Origin of the sequence: Marinicauda algicola, assembly GCF_017161425.1 — a bacterium.
Classification (GTDB): Bacteria; Pseudomonadota; Alphaproteobacteria; order Caulobacterales; family Maricaulaceae; genus Marinicauda; species Marinicauda algicola.
Genome location: NZ_CP071057.1, coordinates 2857599 through 2873519 on the forward strand (window position 1 = coordinate 2857599; position 15921 = coordinate 2873519).

The window sequence follows — 15921 nt, forward strand, 5'->3', positions numbered from 1 at the left end:
TTGAAAAAGATGGTCAGGCGCAATGGGTTGCGCCGGCGTCGCCGGGTGTTGGCACTACATTCCGGGGATCGCGAGGCTCAGTCGGCGGGGCGCTGGTTGGGCGGCAGGGCGACGCCGACGGCCTGGAAGACGCGGCCGATCTCTCCGGCGACGGCGGTGCGGGTGACGACGCGCTTGCCGTCCTGCTCGATGGTGGCTTCCTGGAGGCGGTCGAGATCGCGGATCAGGTCGGCCCATTCGGGGGTCAGGCCGGCGGCGCGGCAGCGGTCGGTCAGCTCCTTCTGCAGGACGAGGGCGAGGAAGGAGCAGAAGACGTGGCCGCGGATCGCGGCATCGGCGGAGTGGTAGATCGGGCGGGTGCGGAGCACGGACTTGGCGCGGCGGAAGAGGTCTTCCACCTGCAGCAGGTCGCGATAGCGCAGCACCGCTTGCAGCGGCGTCAGGCGGGCGTTGGTGCGCAGCACGAAGATGCCGTCGTAGCGGGCCTCGTCGGCGAGCTTGCCGGGGTCAATCTCGAAGGCCCGTGCGTCCGCCCGTCCGTTCGGGGCGGCGCGGCGCAGATAGCGCCGGTAGGCGGAGTTGCCGATCAGCGCCTTGTCGCCGCGGGCGAGCTGCTTTTCCAGGCCCGCCACGATCGCCTGGCGGTCGGCCCGGTCCTTCTCGGCCTCGGCCTCGTTGCGGCAGACGACGTAGCGCTGGCCATCGAGCGCGACCTCCTTCACGAACAGCTGGGTCTCGCCCCGGGCGCGCTCGACCAGCAGCGGCGTGAAGGGGCGCTTGTCTGCGAGGACGACCTTGCGCACGAGGGCGCTGCTGCGCTCGCGCACGCCCAGGATGTATTCCAGACGGCGCTCCTCGAGGGCCTCGATCGTTGCGGCGGAGATCATGCCGCGGTCGGCGACGACGCAGATGCGGCCGACCTGGAAGCGTGTCCGCAGCCGGTCGACCACCGGCAGCAGCACGGTCACGTCGGCGGTGTTGCCGGGCAGCATCTCGGTGCAGATCGGCCGCCCCTCGCCGTCGATCACCACGGCGAGCACCATCTGGTTCAGGTCGGGCCGATGATCCTTCGAATGGCCGCGCGCTCCCAGGCTCTCGCCGCCGGCGCCCTGGAACGACAGGGTGGTGGTGTCCATGAACACCACCGCAAGGTCGGTGAACAGGTCGCGCCGATGCGCGAACAGGCGCTCCTCGATCCGGTCCTTCACGCAGCGCGGCGCCGGCGCCTCCGGGCGATCCGCATCGCCGTCCGGCGCGAGCTCTTCGCCGAGCCAGGCCATGGCGCGGTAGAAATGGTGCAGCTGCAGCCCGTCGGCGCCGGGAATCGCATAGTCGGCCATCCACTTCTCGCAGGCGCGGTCCGAGCCGGAGACCATGAGCCGGTGCAGGACGGCGACGAAGACGGCCCGCTCGACCGCGAACTCGAAGCCGCGCCCCCGCAGGAGCCCGCCGAGCACCTCCGCGATGCCGAGCCGCTCCCACAGGCGCCCGAACAGGAGCGGCGCGCCGATGCGCGTGCAGGCGATCCGCCCGGCCGCCATCTCGGACAGGACCAGCGAGCGCTCGGCATGGCGCGCCAGGGAGGCGACCAGACGATCGAGCTCGCCGCTCGCCAGCAGCACGTCCTTGCGGCCGAGCGCCCGGACGATGCGCTGACGCACGCGCCCACCCTCGCGCACGCTCTCGACAAGATAGAGATAGCGGTGGCCCCGGGCCGTCTTCTCGCGCACGAACATGCCGCTGTTGTCCGCGCATATCGCGCGAAACACAAGGCCTGAAGCGGCTCAAGGCGACAAATGTTCCACTACACTCGCCGAAATCTCCAGATCCGACCAAGCAAAATCAATGGCTTGGCGCCCGGAGAGCCGATTCACTGTTCAAGTTCGGCCAAGCTTGGTTGTTTAGGGGCAGCAACCGACCCGGTTTCGTGGAATACGTTGCGCAATTTCCAAAGACAGTAGCTACATAAGCCATAGCCATCACTGCGGAGCGCTTTAGACGCAAGGAGAAGCCGATGAGCCCAGCAAAAAAGATTCGGGTCGCCGTCAACGGCTACGGCGTGATCGGAAAGCGTGTCGCCGACGCAGTGGCGCTGCAGGACGATATGGAACTCGCCGGGGTGGCGGATATCAGCGTTGACTGGCGGCCACGCATGGCGATGCATAAGGGTTTCCGTCTTTACGCGGCCACCGGGGAACATTCGGGGGCGATGCAGAAGTCCGGTCTCGATGTGGCCGGGAACCTCGATGATCTGCTCGGGGCGAGTGATCTGGTGGTTGACTGCACGCCGAAACGGATCGCGGCGGCGAACGTCGATATCTATCGACAAGCGGGCATCAAGTTCATTGTCCAGGGTGGCGAAAAGCACGCGGTGACCGGACACTCCTTCGTCGCCGAGGTCAGCTATGCGACCGCGCTGAACCGGGACAGCACACGCGTCGTCTCCTGCAACACAACCTCGATCGTCAGAACCCTTACGGCGTTGAAGCACGCGGGCCTGCTACGTCGCGCGCGAGGGACGCTGCTGCGCCGGGCGACGGACCCATGGGAAAGTCACCTCGGCGGGATCATGAACACGCTCGTCCCCGAACCTGAGATTCCAAGCCATCAAGGGCCGGACGCGCAGAGCGTAGACCCCGACCTCGATGTCATCACGATGGCGGTCAAGGTCCCGGAGACCCTGGCGCATCTGCACTACTGGTCGGTGCAGTTGACCCGGCCGGCCTCCAAGGAGGAGGTGCTGAACGCCCTTGCCGCATCGTCCCGCATCGCGCTGATCCGCATGGATGCCGGATTGACCGCCCTCAATACGGTCAAGGAACTCATGGCCGACCTCGGCCGGCCGCATGACAACCTCTATGAGGTGGCGCTGTGGTCGGACATGCTGAAAGTCGAAGGGGACGAATTGTTCTACGCTTACATGGTCGACAATCAGGCAATCGTCATTCCAGAGACAATCGATGCGATCCGAGCACTGACCGGAACGATAAGCAGCGCCGAAGAATCGATCGCCAAGACTGATGCAGCGCTCGGGATCGGCCTGCTGACCGAAACGCTGGGGCAACGATGATCGCAAGAATGTTCGACCTCCCCCTCGGGATTAAAGCATGTCCGGCCTCGTCGCAGCCATGGCTTTGCGCTCAATGACCTATCCGGCTCCCACTTTCTCTGGTCAAGTTGAGACCCTTTCAAAGCGGCTCAACCAGAACTGCTTTTGCGTCACGCTCGACCGAGGGTCGCTTTGCGAGGCGCTGGAGCACGAGGCTGGCGATCCAGCGTTCTGCGAGACTTTCATCCGCCCCAAGGCCCACTTGTTCTCGAACGTGCCGGTATTTCTCTCAGCCACGGAGGTGGCCGAGATGCAGAAGGTGGTGGCCGCTGTCGAAACAACGGCTCGGCTCGCCGCATATCAAGCCGCGGTTCTCTCCTGGGCACCTGAAATCTCGCATGCGGACCACGGGCCGGTTGGTGCAATGATGGGCTACGACTTCCATCTTGGCGAAGACGGTCCCCGGCTCATCGAGATCAATACCAACGCCGGCGGGGCATTCCTCAATGCCCTTCTTGCAAAGGCGCAGCGCAAGTGTTGTGCCGAAATGGACATGCCACTGACGCCGCACACCTTTGAGGACGCGGCGGTTCACATGTTTCAGGACGAATGGATGCGCCAGCGGGGAGCCGGCGCCGCACATCGGATCGCTATCGTCGACGACAGGCCGGAGGAACAGTTTCTCTATCCTGAGTTTGTGCTCGTACGGCAAGTTCTGGCCGCGCGAGGCGTGGACGCGGTTATCACGGATGCCAGCCATCTTCGCTACGAGGCGGGCCGGCTCAGCGTCGAGGGCAGGCAAGTCGACCTCGTGTATAACCGCGTCACCGACTTCGCGTTTGATCAGCCAGAGCACAGAGCGCTGCGTGAGGCCTACCGCGATGGCGCGGTGGTCGTAACGCCGAATCCGCACAACCACGCCCTTCTTGCCGACAAGCGCAACCTTTCGCTGCTCTCCGACCCTGCGCTACTCGAGTCTTGGGGTGCGCAACCAGAAATTATTGCGCCTCTCAAAGCCGTCCCACGCACTGTCCTTGTCACCCCAGAGAACGCCGACGAACTCTGGAGCTGCCGAAAGAACCTTTTCTTCAAGCCGACGGGCGGACATGGCGGGAAGGCAGTGTACCGCGGCGACAAGGTGACGAAAGGCGTCTGGTCACAAATTGAGCGGGGCGGCTACGTTGCCCAGACCCTGGTCCGGCCGAACGAGCGCATGATCAAGATCGACGAGGCGCCGCAGGCGCGCAAGATGGACGTTCGGCTGTATACCTACGACGGGCAGGTGCTTCTGGTGGCTGCGCGCCTCTACCAAGGCCAGACCACAAATTTCAGGACCCCAGGTGGCGGGTTCGCTCCGGTGTTTGTGGTGTAGAAGCCCAGCAATTCTCGCCATTTCGGGGAGGGTATGTCAGAGAACGTTGGATATGTGGGTCTTTCCCTCCGCCATTGACTGCTGCTCGCCCCAGGTAGGAATGCCCGGCTGGAGGCGGTTCTCCGACCTTCAGGAGCCGCTCGTCCGCCAGAACTCGCCCTCGAATCCGTATTTGGCGAAGAGGGCCTCCGCCTCGGCCGGCGAGCGCTTTCGCCAAGGCTCCTCTAGGTAATTTCCATACCATTCGGAGGCAAACCTCCACAGCCTCGGCAAGGGGACGACGGCGCCCCGGGGCGAGCCATGCCTTGCGCACCAGTCCTCAATCTCAGCCTCGGAATGGAAGGGCTGAAAGGTCGCGCAAGCATGGATGACGTTGTCCCACCACTCTCTTACCGGCGTGGAGAGATGGAAGAGCAAGTCCTCCTCCTGTACTTCCCCATCACGTATATGGACGACGATGGCTTCCTGTTCTCCGCCAATCCGGGTGTGGATGTCGGCATTCTCGTCGAGCGCTGCAGCGATACCCATGCCGCAGTAGAGGCAGTTGGCCCACCAGCCCCGGCCCCCCGGCCTGGACCCAGCACGAACCGGGGGAAAGTGCGAATGGGTGGACAGCCCAGGGCGCGCAGCGGTGCGGGTGAAGTTGCAGCGCGTGGGCATCGTGCAACTTTAGAAGAGATTGCTCTACAGCAGCGAGGGATGCCGTCAGCCGCCGTGCAAGCTGCTCATTGCTGGGTGCGCGGCCGAGCTCGGCGATGGCTCGGGTGAGTTCTCCCCGAACCTTCAGATCGAATTCCGTGAGAGAAGCGCCGCTCATCCCGAAGAATGTCGCTCTACTGGCGATGACCGGCAATGGGCCGTTTGCGTCCCGGACTCGGGGTGGCGTCACCTGATCGCCTGCGGGAGTCGGCCGGTTGGGTTCCCATGACGCGGGGGAAGCCGATGACGGCTTGTCCGGTATGGGTTAACGCACAGCTCCAAACCGTGTCCCTCCGCCCTTCCTCCATGGACAGTCCGACCACTGAGCGGAGCGCTTTTGCGCCAGTCCCCCCGCCGCTATCGTGACTGGCAGCGGAGGGAGGAACCATGGGGAAGGTCGGGCGGTTCGAGCGCGGCGGCCTGGAACGCACGCTGGCAACAATGCGCCGTCTCGCGCCGTTCCTGCTCTGGCTCGCGCTGTTCTACACGGCGTGGCTCACGCTCGTGGTCTCGGGCGGCCTTGCAGACGAGGTCGCGGCGCACTGGCCGATCGCCGCCTCCATGGCGGCGGGCTCCTATTTCGCGGGCTCGACGCCGATGGGCGGCGGCACGGTGGGATTCCCCGTCCTGGTGCTGGCGTTCGACGCCCCGGCCGCGCTCGGGCGCAATTTCGCCCTCGCCGTGCAGTCGATCGGCATGGTCTCGGCTTCGATCTACATCCTGGCCTCGCGCAAGGCGGTCGACTGGGCGCTCCTGCGCTGGACGCTCGCGGGCTCGCTCGTGGCGACACCGCTCGCGGCGGCCTTCATCGCCCCCGTCGCGAGCGATCTCTTCGTCAAGCTGCTCTTCGCCGTGGTGTGGTGCAGCTTCGGCGTCATCCACTTCCTGAAATTGCGGGCCATCGTGAAGCCGGAAGGCGAGCGCATCCCCGAGCCGGCGCTCGACCGCGCGATCGGGCTGGCGATCGGGCTCTGCGGCGGCGTGGTCGCCGCGCTCACCGGCGTTGGCATCGACATGATCGTCTATGCCTTCCTCGTCCTGCTCTACCGCTCCGACATCAAGGTCGCGATCCCGACCTCGGTCATCCTGATGGCGGCGACCTCGCTCATCGGAATCGGCTCCAATCTCGCCCTCATGGGGCTGGATCCCTCCCGCTACGCCATTCAGCCGGAGGTCTTCTACAACTGGCTCGCCGCCGCGCCGGTCGTCGCGCTCGGCGCCCCGCTCGGCGCCCTGGTCGTCAGCCGCATGCCGCGCGCGCCGACCCTGCTGATCGTGTCGGGCCTGTGCATCGCGCAATATGTCTGGGTGCTCGCCGAGGAGCGCGTGACGGGCCTGCCGCTCGCCGCCGCGCTCGGCGGCGTGCTCGCGATGAACGCGCTCTTCCTCTGGCTCTTCCGCATCGGCGAGCGGCGCGAGGCGAAGACGCACCGCCCGCTCGCCCGGTAGCGGCCTATTCCTGCGTGTCCGGCCGGAACAGGAGGACGGGCACCTTGCAGGCCCGGATCATCTGCGTCGTCGTCGAGCCGATGATCAGATTGCGGATGCGCGAGTGGCCGTAGGCGCCCATCACCAGGACATCCGCACCGGCTTCGCCGACATGGGCGGCGATCACGGCTTCCGGCTCGCCGGGCTCGATGGCGGTCTCCACCGAATGGCCGGCCGCGCGCAGCTTTTCGGCGGCCGCCTCGAGGGCGCTGCGCACCTGCGTGCTCTCCTCGCCGGCGTGCAGCAGATGCAGCGTCATGCCGGCAAACAGCCTGCCCTTCGCGATGTGGTCGATCGCCTTGGCGACGCTGCGCCCTGTATCGAAGGCGATCAGCGCGCGCTGCGGCGTCGTGAAGGCGCGTGCGGCGACGAGGACCGGGCGGTGCGCGGCGCGCACGACGCGTTCGAGGTTGGAGCCCAGGTGCAGCCTCGCGAAATCGGCGTGCTCGCCGCGCTTGCCCAGGATCAGCACGCGCGCGCCGTCCTCGACCTCGCGGACCGCTTCCAGCAGGTCGCCGGTGCGCAGGCGGGCCTGCACGCCCGAGAGTCCCGCCGATTCGAGACGGGCCCTGGCCGCATCCACCAGAACGCGGCCGCGCTCGCGCGCGAGCTTGGCGCTCTCCTCGTCGTGGCGGGCGAGGCTTTCCATCAGCCGAGAGCGCGCGCCGAGCGTGAGATTGCCGGTCAGGTCCAGCGGGGCGCCGGCGCCGGGCCGGTGCGCGACGACGTGCAGGAGATCGACGCCGAAGCCGGTCTTCTGCGCCACCCAGGCGGCGTGGTCGCACACGCTTTCGCCATAGGGCGAGGCGTCGATGAGGGCGATGATGCGGTCCACGGCGTCTCTCCCTAGTGACCGGGCAGGGCGGTGTCGGCATCGGGGCGATCGTGCACGCCGAGCCGGTCGACGAGCGTCTTGCTCGCCTCGTTCATGCCGACGAGCGCGACTTCGGTGCCCTCGCGGCGGAATTTCATGACGGCGAGGTCGACCGCCTGGACGCTCGAGATGTCCCAGACATGGGCCCGGCTCATGTCGATCGTGACATGGTCGAGCGCCTCCTTGAAATCGAAGCTCTTCAGGAAGTCCTCGCTGGAGGCGAAGAAGAGCTGGCCCTGCACCGTGTACACCCGCGCCCGGCCGTCGCCGGTGAGCGCGGACTCCACCTTGAAGATGTTCGAGACCTTCCAGGCGAAGAACACCGCCGAGAGCGCGACCCCGATCAGAACGCCGATGGCGAGATTGTGGGTGAGCAGCACGCCGGCCACGGTCGCGATCATCACCGCGCTCGAGCTCCAGGGATGGGATTTCAGGTTCTTCACCGAGGACCAGGAGAATGTGCCGATCGCCACCATCAGCATGATCGCGACGAGGGCGGCCATCGGGATCCGCGCGACGAGATCGCCCAGAACCAGGATCAGGATCAGCAGGAAGATGCCGGCCGAGAAGGTCGACAGACGCCCGCGCCCGCCCGATTTCACGTTGATCATGGACTGGCCGATCATCGCGCAGCCCGCCATGCCGCCGAGAAAGCCGGTGACGATGTTGGCCGTGCCCTGGCCGACGCACTCGCGGTTCTTGTCGCTCGGCGTATCGGTGAGATCGTCGACGATCTGCGCGGTCAGCAGGGATTCCAGCAGGCCCACCGCGGCCACGGCCGCCGAGTAGGGGAGGATGATCTTCAGGGTCTCCAGATCGAACGGGATGTCCGGAACGAGGAAGACCGGCAGGGTGTCGGGCAGCGCGCCCATGTCCCCGACCGTCCTCACGTCCCAGCCGAACACCAGGGCGAGCCCCGTCAGCAGCACGATGCACACCAGCGGAGAGGGGATCGTCGTGGTGATCCTGGGGAAGCCGTAGATGATGATCAGCCCGGCCGCGACGAGCGGATAGGTCAGCATCGGCACGCCGATCAGTTCCGGGATCTGCGCCATGGCGATCAGGATGGCGAGCGCGTTGACGAAGCCGGTCAGCACCGAGCGCGAGACGAAGCGCATCAGGTTGCCGAGCCTCGCCAGCCCCGCCGCGATCTGCAGCACGCCGGCGAGGATCGTCGCGGCGAGCAGGTATTGCAGGCCGTGATCCTTCACCAGCGTGATCATGAGGACGGCCGTCGCCGCCGTCGCCGCCGAGATCATGCCCGGGCGTCCGCCGGTGAAGGCGATCAGCACCGCGATCGAGAACGAGGCGTAGAGCCCGATCTTGGGGTCGACCCCGGCGATGATGGAGAACGCGATCGCCTCCGGGATCAGCGCCAGCGCCACGACGAGCCCGGCGAGGAGGTCGCCGCGGATATTGCCGGTCCAGTCCGTCCTGATGTGGCGGACCAGGGCGTCGGTGTCGAAGGCAAGGCGCATGGGCGGAGGTCTCGGCGGCCTGAACCGCCGGCCGGACGCTCGCGCGGCCGGTGGTGACGATCCTGGAAAAGCGGGAAGAGGCGAAGGGAGCCTCGCGGGGTCGCGCCCCGCGTAACGGCCGCCACGCTGCGGGGCAAGGCGCGCGGCTGCGCTGCAGGGCCGGTCTGCGAATTCGCCGGGTCCGGCGCGAACGCTCAATACGGCCGGGTGAGGTAGTCCGCGAGGGTCAGGGCGAACAGGATCGCCACCCACAGGAGCGCGCCGAGCGCGACGAGGCGGACCACGCCGCGCACCGCGTCGAGATGCATGAAGATCCACATCACCAGGCCCGCCTTGAGCGCGGCGATGGCGATGTTGGCGACGACGTTCCACGCCCCGATATCGACGAGCGAGACCGCCACGGTGAGTGCGAGCAGTCCCAGCAGCACCGCCCAGACCAGGAGGAAGCTGACCGTCTCGGCCGGCCAGAAGGAGGTCGTGTCGTCGTCGGCCATGGCTTCAGTTCACCAGGTAGAGCACGGGGAAGAGGAAGATCCAGATCACGTCCACGAGGTGCCAGTAGAGTCCGCAGAACTCGACCTCGGGCGCGTTGGCGGGCAGTTTCAGCCAGCCGCGCCAGACCGCGAGGGCGGCCCCGGCGAGCACGGCGGCGCCGATCGCGACATGGATCGCGTGCAGGCCCGTCGCGGCGAGATAGAGATTGAAGAACAGCTCCGCGCCCGGCGTGTCGATCGGGAAGGCCGGCCCGGCTCCGGGGATCAGGCCGGCGTGGAATTCGTGGCGGTACTCGATGCCGGTCTTGATCGCCAGGAAGGCGAGGCCGAGCCCGGCCGCGCCGGCGAAGGCCGCGGCGACGAGGCCTTTGCGCGGGGTCTGCGCCTTCGCCGCGGCCGAGCCGATCGCGACGAGCAGCGAGGACGTCAGCAGGATCGCGGTGTTGGCCGTCCCGATCCCCTTGTCGAGCCGCGCGGAGGCCTCCACCGCGCCGTCCGGCCAGACCACGCGCACCACGGCGATCGACACGAACAGGCCGGCGAAGATCATCGCCTCGCTCGCCAGGAACAGCCACATGCCCATGCGCTGTGCCTTCAGGCGGGTGGCGGCGTCCTCGAACGGATCGAGGCCGGACGGGTCGGCGGCCCTTTTCATGCCTCGCGCTCCGGCTTGGGCTGGGCTTCCTCCTGCACCTGCGGCTCCTCGGTCTCCCCGACCGGGTAGGGATAGGCCGGGCCCTCCCACTCGGGCGGCTCGGGGAAATTGTGCTCGGGCGGGGGCGAGGTCGTCGTCCATTCCAGCCCTGCCGCGTTCCAGGGGTTCCTGCCCGCCTTCTCGCCGATCTTCAGCGACCAGCCGAGATAGAGCAGCGGCAGGCCGTAACCGACCGCGAGCATCGGCACCCCGGCCGAGGACAGCACGTTCCAGATCTGAAGGTCGGGATCGTACTCGTGATAGCGCCGCGGCATGCCGAGATAGCCGAGCACGAACTGGGGAAAGAAGGTCAGGTTGAAGCCGAGGAAGAGCATCACCGCGGAGAACCGGCCGAGGCTCTCGTTGAACAGCCGGCCGGTGATCTTCGGCCACCAGAAATGCAGCCCGCCCATGAAGGCGGTCACCGCCGCGCCGACCATGATGTAGTGGAAGTGGGCGACGACGAAATAGGTGTCGTGGACATGCACGTCGACCGCGATGGACGCCAGCACCAGCCCGGTCAGCCCGCCGAACACGAACAGGCCGATGAAGCTCAGCGCATACAGGAAGGGCGTGTTCAGCGTGATCCGCCCCTTGTAGAGCGTCGCGGCCCAGTTGTAGGCCTTCACCGCGCTCGGCACCGCGACGAGGAAGCTGAGGAAGGAAAAGACGATCCCTCCGTACATGGACTGTCCGGAGGTGAACATGTGGTGGCCCCACACCAGGAAGCTCAGTACCGCGATGGCGATCGAGGAGAAGGCGACGAACCTGTAGCCGAAGATGCGGTTGTGAGAGCCGGCCGTGACGAGCTCGCTCATAACCCCCAGCGCGGGCAGGATCATGATGTAGACCGCCGGGTGGGAGTAGAACCAGAACAGGTGCTGGAACAGCAGCGGGTCGCCGCCGATGGCCGGGTCGAACACGCCGATCCCGAAGGCCCGCTCGGCGATGACGAGCAGCAGGGTGACGGCCAGCACCGGCGTTGCCAGCACCATGACGAGGCTCGTCGCGTACATGCCCCAAACGAAGAGCGGCATCTGGAACCAGCCCATGCCCGGCGCGCGCAGCGTGTGGGTGGTGACGATGAAGTTGATGCCGGTGAAGATCGAGGCGAAGCCGGAGACGAAGACCCCGAGTATGGCGAGCGTCACATAGCCGTCGGCGTATACGGACGATAGCGGGGTGTAGAAGGTCCAGCCCGTCTCCAGCCCGCCCATCGCGATGGCGGCGACGGCGAGCCCCGCCCCGATGACGAAGACATACCAGCTCGCCAGGTTCAGGCGCGGGAAGGCGAGGTCCTTCGCGCCCAGCATCAGCGGCAGGAGGAAATTGCCGAGCGTCGCCGGGATCAGCGGGACGAGGAAGAAGAACACCATGACGATGCCGTGCAGGGTGAAGGCCCGGTTGTAGGCCTCCGCCGAGACCAGGTCGCCCGCCGGCGTGATCAGTTCCAGGCGCACGATCGCCGCCCCGACCGAGCCGAGGGCGAACGTCGCGATCAGGGTGAGCGCGTAGAGCACCGCCACGCGCTTGTGGTCGGTGGTGAGGAACCAGGAAAGGGCGGTCTCCCTCGCGGTCCAGAAATTTTCCGACCGGCTCGGACGCTCCTGGCTGGGATCGGTCATTCGCGTTCCCCCTCCCGCCCGCTCAGCGACTTGATGTAGGCGACGAGCGCGACGAGCTCGCTTTCGGTGACGACGTCCTGGAAGCTCGGCATGACGGGCTCGTAGCCGGCCACGACCTGGCTTTCCGGCATCAGGATGGAATCGGTCAGATAGCGCTCGTCCGCGATCACGGTCTCCCCGCTCGCCAGCGGCACCGGGCGGCGATAGAGATCGGCGAGACCGGGCGCGCGTACCGCCGCATTGGCCCCGTGACAGCCCGAGCAGCCGAGCTCGCGAAACAGCGCCTCGCCCGCGCGCGCCAGAGGCAGGCCCGCCTCGGTGCCGGCGAGCCAGGCCTCGAACGCGGCCGGTGCCATCACCACGAGTTCGCCGACCATGCGCGAATGGCTGACCCCGCAGTATTCCGCGCAGCGCAGGGAATAGCTGCCCGGATCGTCGGCCCTGAACCACAGGCTCGTCGTGCGCCCGGGCACCACGTCCTGCTTGATGCGCAGCTCCGGCAGGTAGAGCGAGTGGATCACGTCCTGGCTGTTCATGATGACGCGCACCGGTTCTCCGGCGGGCACGTGCAGCGTGTTGATCTCGCGCTGGCCGCCGGGATGCTCGAATTTCCACATCCATTGCAGGCCGATCGCGTAGACCTCGCGCGCATCGGCCGGGGGTCGGTGCAGGTCGCGAAACAGGAGCGCCGACCACGTGAAGAAGACGAGCGCCAGCAGAAAGGGCACGATCATCCAGGACAGTTCGAGCCAGGTCAGGCCGTGATGGCGCTGCTTGCGGTCCACATCCTCGTTGAGCCGGCGATAGCGCCATCCGAACCAGACGATCGCGAAGCCGATCGGCAGGGCCAGCGTCCAGATCAGGGCGAAGAAGCCGATCGCCAGCGCATCCACGCTGTCGGCATGGGCCGAGATCGCCTCCGGCCAGACCGGTATGGCGCCGTCGGCTCTCATCGCGGCCTCAGATGGGTGAGAATGAAGCCGGCGAGCGCGATGACGGTCAGAGCGCCGAGGACCTGCAGGATGAGGACGACGCGCGGGGTGTATTTCCCCGTCGTCGGATCGAAGCGCCAGCACAGGAGAAGGGCGCGCTCGATGACCCCGCCCATGCCGCCGTTCGAGGCCTCGACGATGGCCCGGCGCAGCTGATCGCCGGTGAGCCCTTCCGGGCCGAGCCAGCGCGAGACGCGGCCGTCGGGCGTGAGCACGGCGAGCGCGGCCGGGTGGGCGAACTCCGCGGCTTGAGGATCGAAGAAGCGCTGGTAGCCGAGCGCGTCGAGGACGGCTTCGGCCTCCCCGCCCCAGCCGATACGTATGGCAGCACTGGCCTCGCTCCCGGACGCGGCGGCGATGCGCTCGCGCGCGGCCTCTGCCGTCTCGGCGCCGTCGCGCGGATCGAAGCTGAGGAAGAGTAGCTGCGCGTCCTCGCCAGGGCTGAGGCCGGCCTCATGGAAGGCGCGCGCGAGCTGCACCTCGGTCAGTCCGCACACGGTCGGACAGGTGAAATAGACCGGTGCGATGGCGATCGGCCGCTCGCCCTGCAGATCGCCAAGGACGAGCGGGCCGTCGAGCGTTTCCACCCGTGCGGCTTCGGGCAGCTGCGCTCCGGTCTCCGGCTCGACGGAGACGGCGCTGGCGCGCTCGGGCGCGGCGGCGAGGGCGAGGGCAAGGGCCAGCGGGGCGATCATGGCGCGTCCTCCAGGGGGCTTTCGACCGCGCCTTCGGGATCCGCGGCGAGATCGGCCTCGCGCGGATCGTCGAGGGCCGGCAGGTGCGGGTGTCCCTCCGCGATCTCGGAGGCGCGCGAGGGGTCGGGATCGCCCTCGCGCCAGCCGGCCTCGGCGGTGCGGACCATCGCCTCATCGATCGTCAGCGGACCATCCTCGAGCAGGCTCCGGTCGCGTTCGCGCAGCACTTCGAGCGGGCGTGCCGGATCGCGCTGCAGGCGTACGCCCTCCTGCGGACGGTTGGCCCACAGGGCCTCGGGATCCGCGCCCGGATCGCCGCGCTGGAAGACGAGAAACAGGACAGCGAGCGCCAGAGCCACCGCCAGCGTGGCGAGTCCGGTCCAGAACAGCACGCTCCTGATGGGCACATCGCTCGTCTCGTGCGCGCGCTCAGCCATGGGCGGCCTCCTCTGCCCGGCGCGCGCCGCGGGTGAACCCGGCAAGGCCGAGCCCGCCGAGCGCGAACCCGGCGAGCGCGAGCCAGCCGGCTACGCCCATGTCGAGGCCCGGCGCGATGCGCCAGATGGTCTCCAGCGCAAAGCCGCACACCACGAGCGCCGGGATGATGGCCGCGCCGATGGGGCTGTGGCGGACGGGCTGGAGCAGGAAGGCGGCCGGGGCGGCGAACAGCGCGCACACCGCGAGGAAGAGGATCAGCCAGGCGCCCTGATTGCGGTCGAGATACCAGGCGGCGAAGTGAGGGAGGTCGCCGGACCAGATCACGAGATACTGCATGAAGGCGTGATAGCCCCACAGTGCGCAGGCGCCGAACAGGAGCCAGGACGGCCGCCCGTGCAGGGGATCGCGCCCGGGGTCGGCCAGAACGGTGAGGGCCAGCACCACGCCCAGCGCCGCCGCGGCCTGACCGGCCATGACGTAGAGCCCCCAGATCGTGGAATGGAAGACCGGGTCGATCGACATGGAGATGTCGAGTGCGAGGCCCGTCGCGGCGATGACGGCGAGGATGGCGAGCCCGCCCGCCGCGGCCCGGTCCGTCACTTTTTCGTGCGCCAGCAGGAGCGCCACTCCCGACAGCACGCCGAGCCAGACGAGCTGGCGCGTCATGAAGAACCAGGCCTCATGCCAGATTCCGCGAGCCGTCACGACCTCGGCGGCATGGCCGTGCGGATCGGTCCAGCCGAAGAGGATGTCCATCCCGGCGAACACCCCGATCACGCCGAGGCTTGCCGGCGGCAGGGCGAGGAGGAGCGGGCGGGTCCTGGCCCGAAGCCGCTCGTACCAGGGTCCCGGCGCGAGCACGCCAATGAGGGCGAGCAAGACCGCGCCGATGCCCGGGCCGATCGCGATCGCCCAGGCGAGCAGCCAGGCCCGGGCGAGGCCTGCGGGATCGAGGACCGCGCCGGATGCGGCGAGGGCGCAGCCGGCGATGACGAGCGCGATGGCGAGGACGCGGATCATGGCGTCGCCTCCCCGGGCGCGCCTTCGGCCTCGCGCGCCTCGCCGACGCGCTGCAGGGCCTGGATATAGGCCGCGACCGCCCAGCGGTCGCTCGGCTCGACCCGGTTCGCATACGGATACATGGCCCCGTAGCCGTTCGTGATGACCTCGACGAAGTATGACGGGCCGGCGTCGCGCAGGCGCGCCTCGTGAAGGCTCGGCGGGGCAGGGAAGCCGCGCTCGACGATTATCCCTGCCCGGTCGCCGTAACCTCCGTGACACGGCGCACATGTGCGCTCGAACACGGTCCGGCCGCGCTCGACGAGCGCGAGGCTCATCGGCGGGCGGTTTTCGAGGAGCTCGAGATGGACGAGGTCGCCGCGCGCGATCGCCCCGTCCGGCGGCAGGCGTCCGTGCTCGGCGGTTTCCGCCTCCCAGGTGTCCAGCCGGTCCTGCTCCCACATGCGCATCTCGCAGGCGGCAAGGATCAGGGCAGGAAAGGCGATGAGGAGACGCAGGCTCATGACTGCGCCTCCCGGATCGCGGCCGGGTCGAGGTCCTCGAGCGCCTCGCGGGCGTCGCCGAAGCGCGGGTCGTCGGCAAAGACGGCGAGGAAATAGGCGTCCTCGCTCGCCTTCTCGAAGCGCTCGACCTCGAACAGGGGCGAATTGAGGCGCGGCAGTCCGGAGGCGCGGAAGAATCCGATCAGCGCGCCGAGCGCGCCGAACAGCACGCCGAGTTCGAAGGCCGGGATCATGAATGCCGGCCAGGAGAAGAGGGGGCGCCCTCCGACATTGATCGGGTACTGAAAGACGCTCTGTCCGACGGTGATCGCGAAGCCGAGCGCCAGGCCGAACAGGGCGCCGAACAGCGCGGCCCGGTCGAGCGGGCGCCGCTCGATGTCGAGCAGGGCGCCGAGCCCGTCGACCGGGATCGGGCTGTAGGCCTCGATTCGCGTGAAGCCGGCCTCCTGCAAGCGCATAACCCCTCGCGCAGCGCTTCCGGGCTTTTCATCTCGGCGAGG

Annotated in this window: 16 protein-coding genes; 3 read left to right on the forward strand and 13 right to left on the reverse strand. The window is 67.8% G+C overall.

The features are described from left to right. Window positions 1–77 precede the first annotated feature (77 nt). Window positions 78–1736, reverse strand: coding sequence for an IS1634 family transposase (locus JW792_RS14265; RefSeq protein ID WP_135995128.1), 1659 nt, complete (start codon window positions 1734–1736; stop codon window positions 78–80). A gap of 278 nt (window positions 1737–2014) precedes the next feature. On the opposite strand from JW792_RS14265, the gene JW792_RS14270 reads away from it, so the two are divergent. Continuing rightward, window positions 2015–3070, forward strand: a complete 1056-nt coding sequence (locus tag JW792_RS14270) for a type II glyceraldehyde-3-phosphate dehydrogenase (protein ID WP_135995127.1) — start codon at window positions 2015–2017, stop codon at window positions 3068–3070. Between the two features lie 73 nt (window positions 3071–3143). Further along, on the forward strand, window positions 3144–4421 hold the full coding sequence (locus tag JW792_RS14275) for an ATP-grasp domain-containing protein (protein ID WP_135995281.1): 1278 nt from the start codon (window positions 3144–3146) through the stop codon (window positions 4419–4421). Window positions 4422–4550: 129 nt separating this feature from the next. On the opposite strand, the gene merB is transcribed toward JW792_RS14275, so the two are convergent. After that, a complete protein-coding gene (merB, locus tag JW792_RS14280; RefSeq protein ID WP_158291559.1) occupies window positions 4551–4949 on the reverse strand; it encodes an organomercurial lyase in 399 nt (132 codons plus the stop codon). 558 nt (window positions 4950–5507) lie between these two features. Here merB and JW792_RS14285 point away from each other — a divergent pair. Continuing rightward, the gene (locus JW792_RS14285) at window positions 5508–6569 is read left to right on the forward strand and encodes a sulfite exporter TauE/SafE family protein (RefSeq protein WP_206340822.1); all 1062 of its coding nucleotides are present in this window, start codon (window positions 5508–5510) and stop codon (window positions 6567–6569) included. A 4-nt stretch (window positions 6570–6573) separates the two neighbouring features. On the opposite strand, the gene JW792_RS14290 is transcribed toward JW792_RS14285, so the two are convergent. The 11 genes from JW792_RS14290 to JW792_RS14340 all read right to left on the reverse strand — a co-directional run bounded on the left by JW792_RS14290 (window position 6574) and on the right by JW792_RS14340 (window position 15879). Continuing rightward, window positions 6574–7443 (reverse strand): universal stress protein, encoded by an 870-nt coding sequence (locus tag JW792_RS14290; protein ID WP_135995125.1) that lies wholly within the window; start codon window positions 7441–7443, stop codon window positions 6574–6576. Between the two features lie 11 nt (window positions 7444–7454). Continuing rightward, a complete protein-coding gene (locus JW792_RS14295; protein WP_135995124.1) occupies window positions 7455–8960 on the reverse strand; it encodes a SulP family inorganic anion transporter in 1506 nt (501 codons plus the stop codon). Window positions 8961–9154: 194 nt separating this feature from the next. Continuing rightward, complete coding sequence (locus tag JW792_RS14300; protein WP_135995123.1) at window positions 9155–9454, reverse strand: cytochrome C oxidase subunit IV family protein; 300 nt, start codon at window positions 9452–9454, stop codon at window positions 9155–9157. 4 nt (window positions 9455–9458) lie between these two features. After that, window positions 9459–10109, reverse strand: coding sequence for a cytochrome c oxidase subunit 3 (locus JW792_RS14305; protein ID WP_158291558.1), 651 nt, complete (start codon window positions 10107–10109; stop codon window positions 9459–9461). Next, the gene (locus tag JW792_RS14310; protein WP_135995121.1) at window positions 10106–11773 is read right to left on the reverse strand and encodes a cytochrome c oxidase subunit I; all 1668 of its coding nucleotides are present in this window, start codon (window positions 11771–11773) and stop codon (window positions 10106–10108) included. Before JW792_RS14310 ends, JW792_RS14305 begins: the two co-directional genes overlap by 4 nt. Beyond that, on the reverse strand, window positions 11770–12726 hold the full coding sequence (gene coxB, locus JW792_RS14315) for a cytochrome c oxidase subunit II (protein WP_135995120.1): 957 nt from the start codon (window positions 12724–12726) through the stop codon (window positions 11770–11772). The genes JW792_RS14310 and coxB overlap by 4 nt, the downstream gene beginning before the upstream one ends. Next, window positions 12723–13460 carry a thioredoxin domain-containing protein gene (locus JW792_RS14320; RefSeq protein ID WP_135995119.1) on the reverse strand — a complete coding sequence of 246 codons (738 nt, stop codon included), beginning with the start codon at window positions 13458–13460 and terminating at the stop codon, window positions 12723–12725. The genes coxB and JW792_RS14320 overlap by 4 nt, the downstream gene beginning before the upstream one ends. Next, complete coding sequence (locus JW792_RS14325) at window positions 13457–13897, reverse strand: hypothetical protein (RefSeq protein WP_135995118.1); 441 nt, start codon at window positions 13895–13897, stop codon at window positions 13457–13459. The genes JW792_RS14320 and JW792_RS14325 overlap by 4 nt, the downstream gene beginning before the upstream one ends. Beyond that, the gene (locus tag JW792_RS14330; RefSeq protein WP_135995117.1) at window positions 13890–14918 is read right to left on the reverse strand and encodes a hypothetical protein; all 1029 of its coding nucleotides are present in this window, start codon (window positions 14916–14918) and stop codon (window positions 13890–13892) included. The genes JW792_RS14325 and JW792_RS14330 overlap by 8 nt, the downstream gene beginning before the upstream one ends. Continuing rightward, on the reverse strand, window positions 14915–15421 hold the full coding sequence (locus tag JW792_RS14335; RefSeq protein ID WP_135995116.1) for a c-type cytochrome: 507 nt from the start codon (window positions 15419–15421) through the stop codon (window positions 14915–14917). The genes JW792_RS14330 and JW792_RS14335 overlap by 4 nt, the downstream gene beginning before the upstream one ends. Beyond that, on the reverse strand, window positions 15418–15879 hold the full coding sequence (locus JW792_RS14340; RefSeq protein WP_206340823.1) for a DUF3341 domain-containing protein: 462 nt from the start codon (window positions 15877–15879) through the stop codon (window positions 15418–15420). Before JW792_RS14340 ends, JW792_RS14335 begins: the two co-directional genes overlap by 4 nt. Between the last annotated feature and the right edge of the window lie 42 nt (window positions 15880–15921).

Bases quoted from the DNA above. Each gene is read 5' to 3' on its own strand.
- JW792_RS14265 (WP_135995128.1), bottom strand. From the start codon at position 1,736: ATGTTCGTGCGCGAGAAGACGGCCCGGGGCCACCGCTATCTCTATCTT.
- JW792_RS14270 (WP_135995127.1), top strand. From the start codon at position 2,015: ATGAGCCCAGCAAAAAAGATTCGGGTCGCCGTCAACGGCTACGGCGTG.
- JW792_RS14275 (WP_135995281.1), top strand. From the start codon at position 3,144: ATGACCTATCCGGCTCCCACTTTCTCTGGTCAAGTTGAGACCCTTTCA.
- merB (WP_158291559.1), bottom strand. From the start codon at position 4,949: ATGGGTATCGCTGCAGCGCTCGACGAGAATGCCGACATCCACACCCGG.
- JW792_RS14285 (WP_206340822.1), top strand. From the start codon at position 5,508: ATGGGGAAGGTCGGGCGGTTCGAGCGCGGCGGCCTGGAACGCACGCTG.
- JW792_RS14295 (WP_135995124.1), bottom strand. From the start codon at position 8,960: ATGCGCCTTGCCTTCGACACCGACGCCCTGGTCCGCCACATCAGGACG.
- JW792_RS14300 (WP_135995123.1), bottom strand. From the start codon at position 9,454: ATGGCCGACGACGACACGACCTCCTTCTGGCCGGCCGAGACGGTCAGC.
- JW792_RS14305 (WP_158291558.1), bottom strand. From the start codon at position 10,109: ATGAAAAGGGCCGCCGACCCGTCCGGCCTCGATCCGTTCGAGGACGCC.
- JW792_RS14310 (WP_135995121.1), bottom strand. From the start codon at position 11,773: ATGACCGATCCCAGCCAGGAGCGTCCGAGCCGGTCGGAAAATTTCTGG.
- coxB (WP_135995120.1), bottom strand. From the start codon at position 12,726: ATGAGAGCCGACGGCGCCATACCGGTCTGGCCGGAGGCGATCTCGGCC.
- JW792_RS14320 (WP_135995119.1), bottom strand. From the start codon at position 13,460: ATGATCGCCCCGCTGGCCCTTGCCCTCGCCCTCGCCGCCGCGCCCGAG.
- JW792_RS14325 (WP_135995118.1), bottom strand. From the start codon at position 13,897: ATGGCTGAGCGCGCGCACGAGACGAGCGATGTGCCCATCAGGAGCGTG.
- JW792_RS14330 (WP_135995117.1), bottom strand. From the start codon at position 14,918: ATGATCCGCGTCCTCGCCATCGCGCTCGTCATCGCCGGCTGCGCCCTC.
- JW792_RS14335 (WP_135995116.1), bottom strand. From the start codon at position 15,421: ATGAGCCTGCGTCTCCTCATCGCCTTTCCTGCCCTGATCCTTGCCGCC.
- JW792_RS14340 (WP_206340823.1), bottom strand. From the start codon at position 15,879: ATGCGCTTGCAGGAGGCCGGCTTCACGCGAATCGAGGCCTACAGCCCG.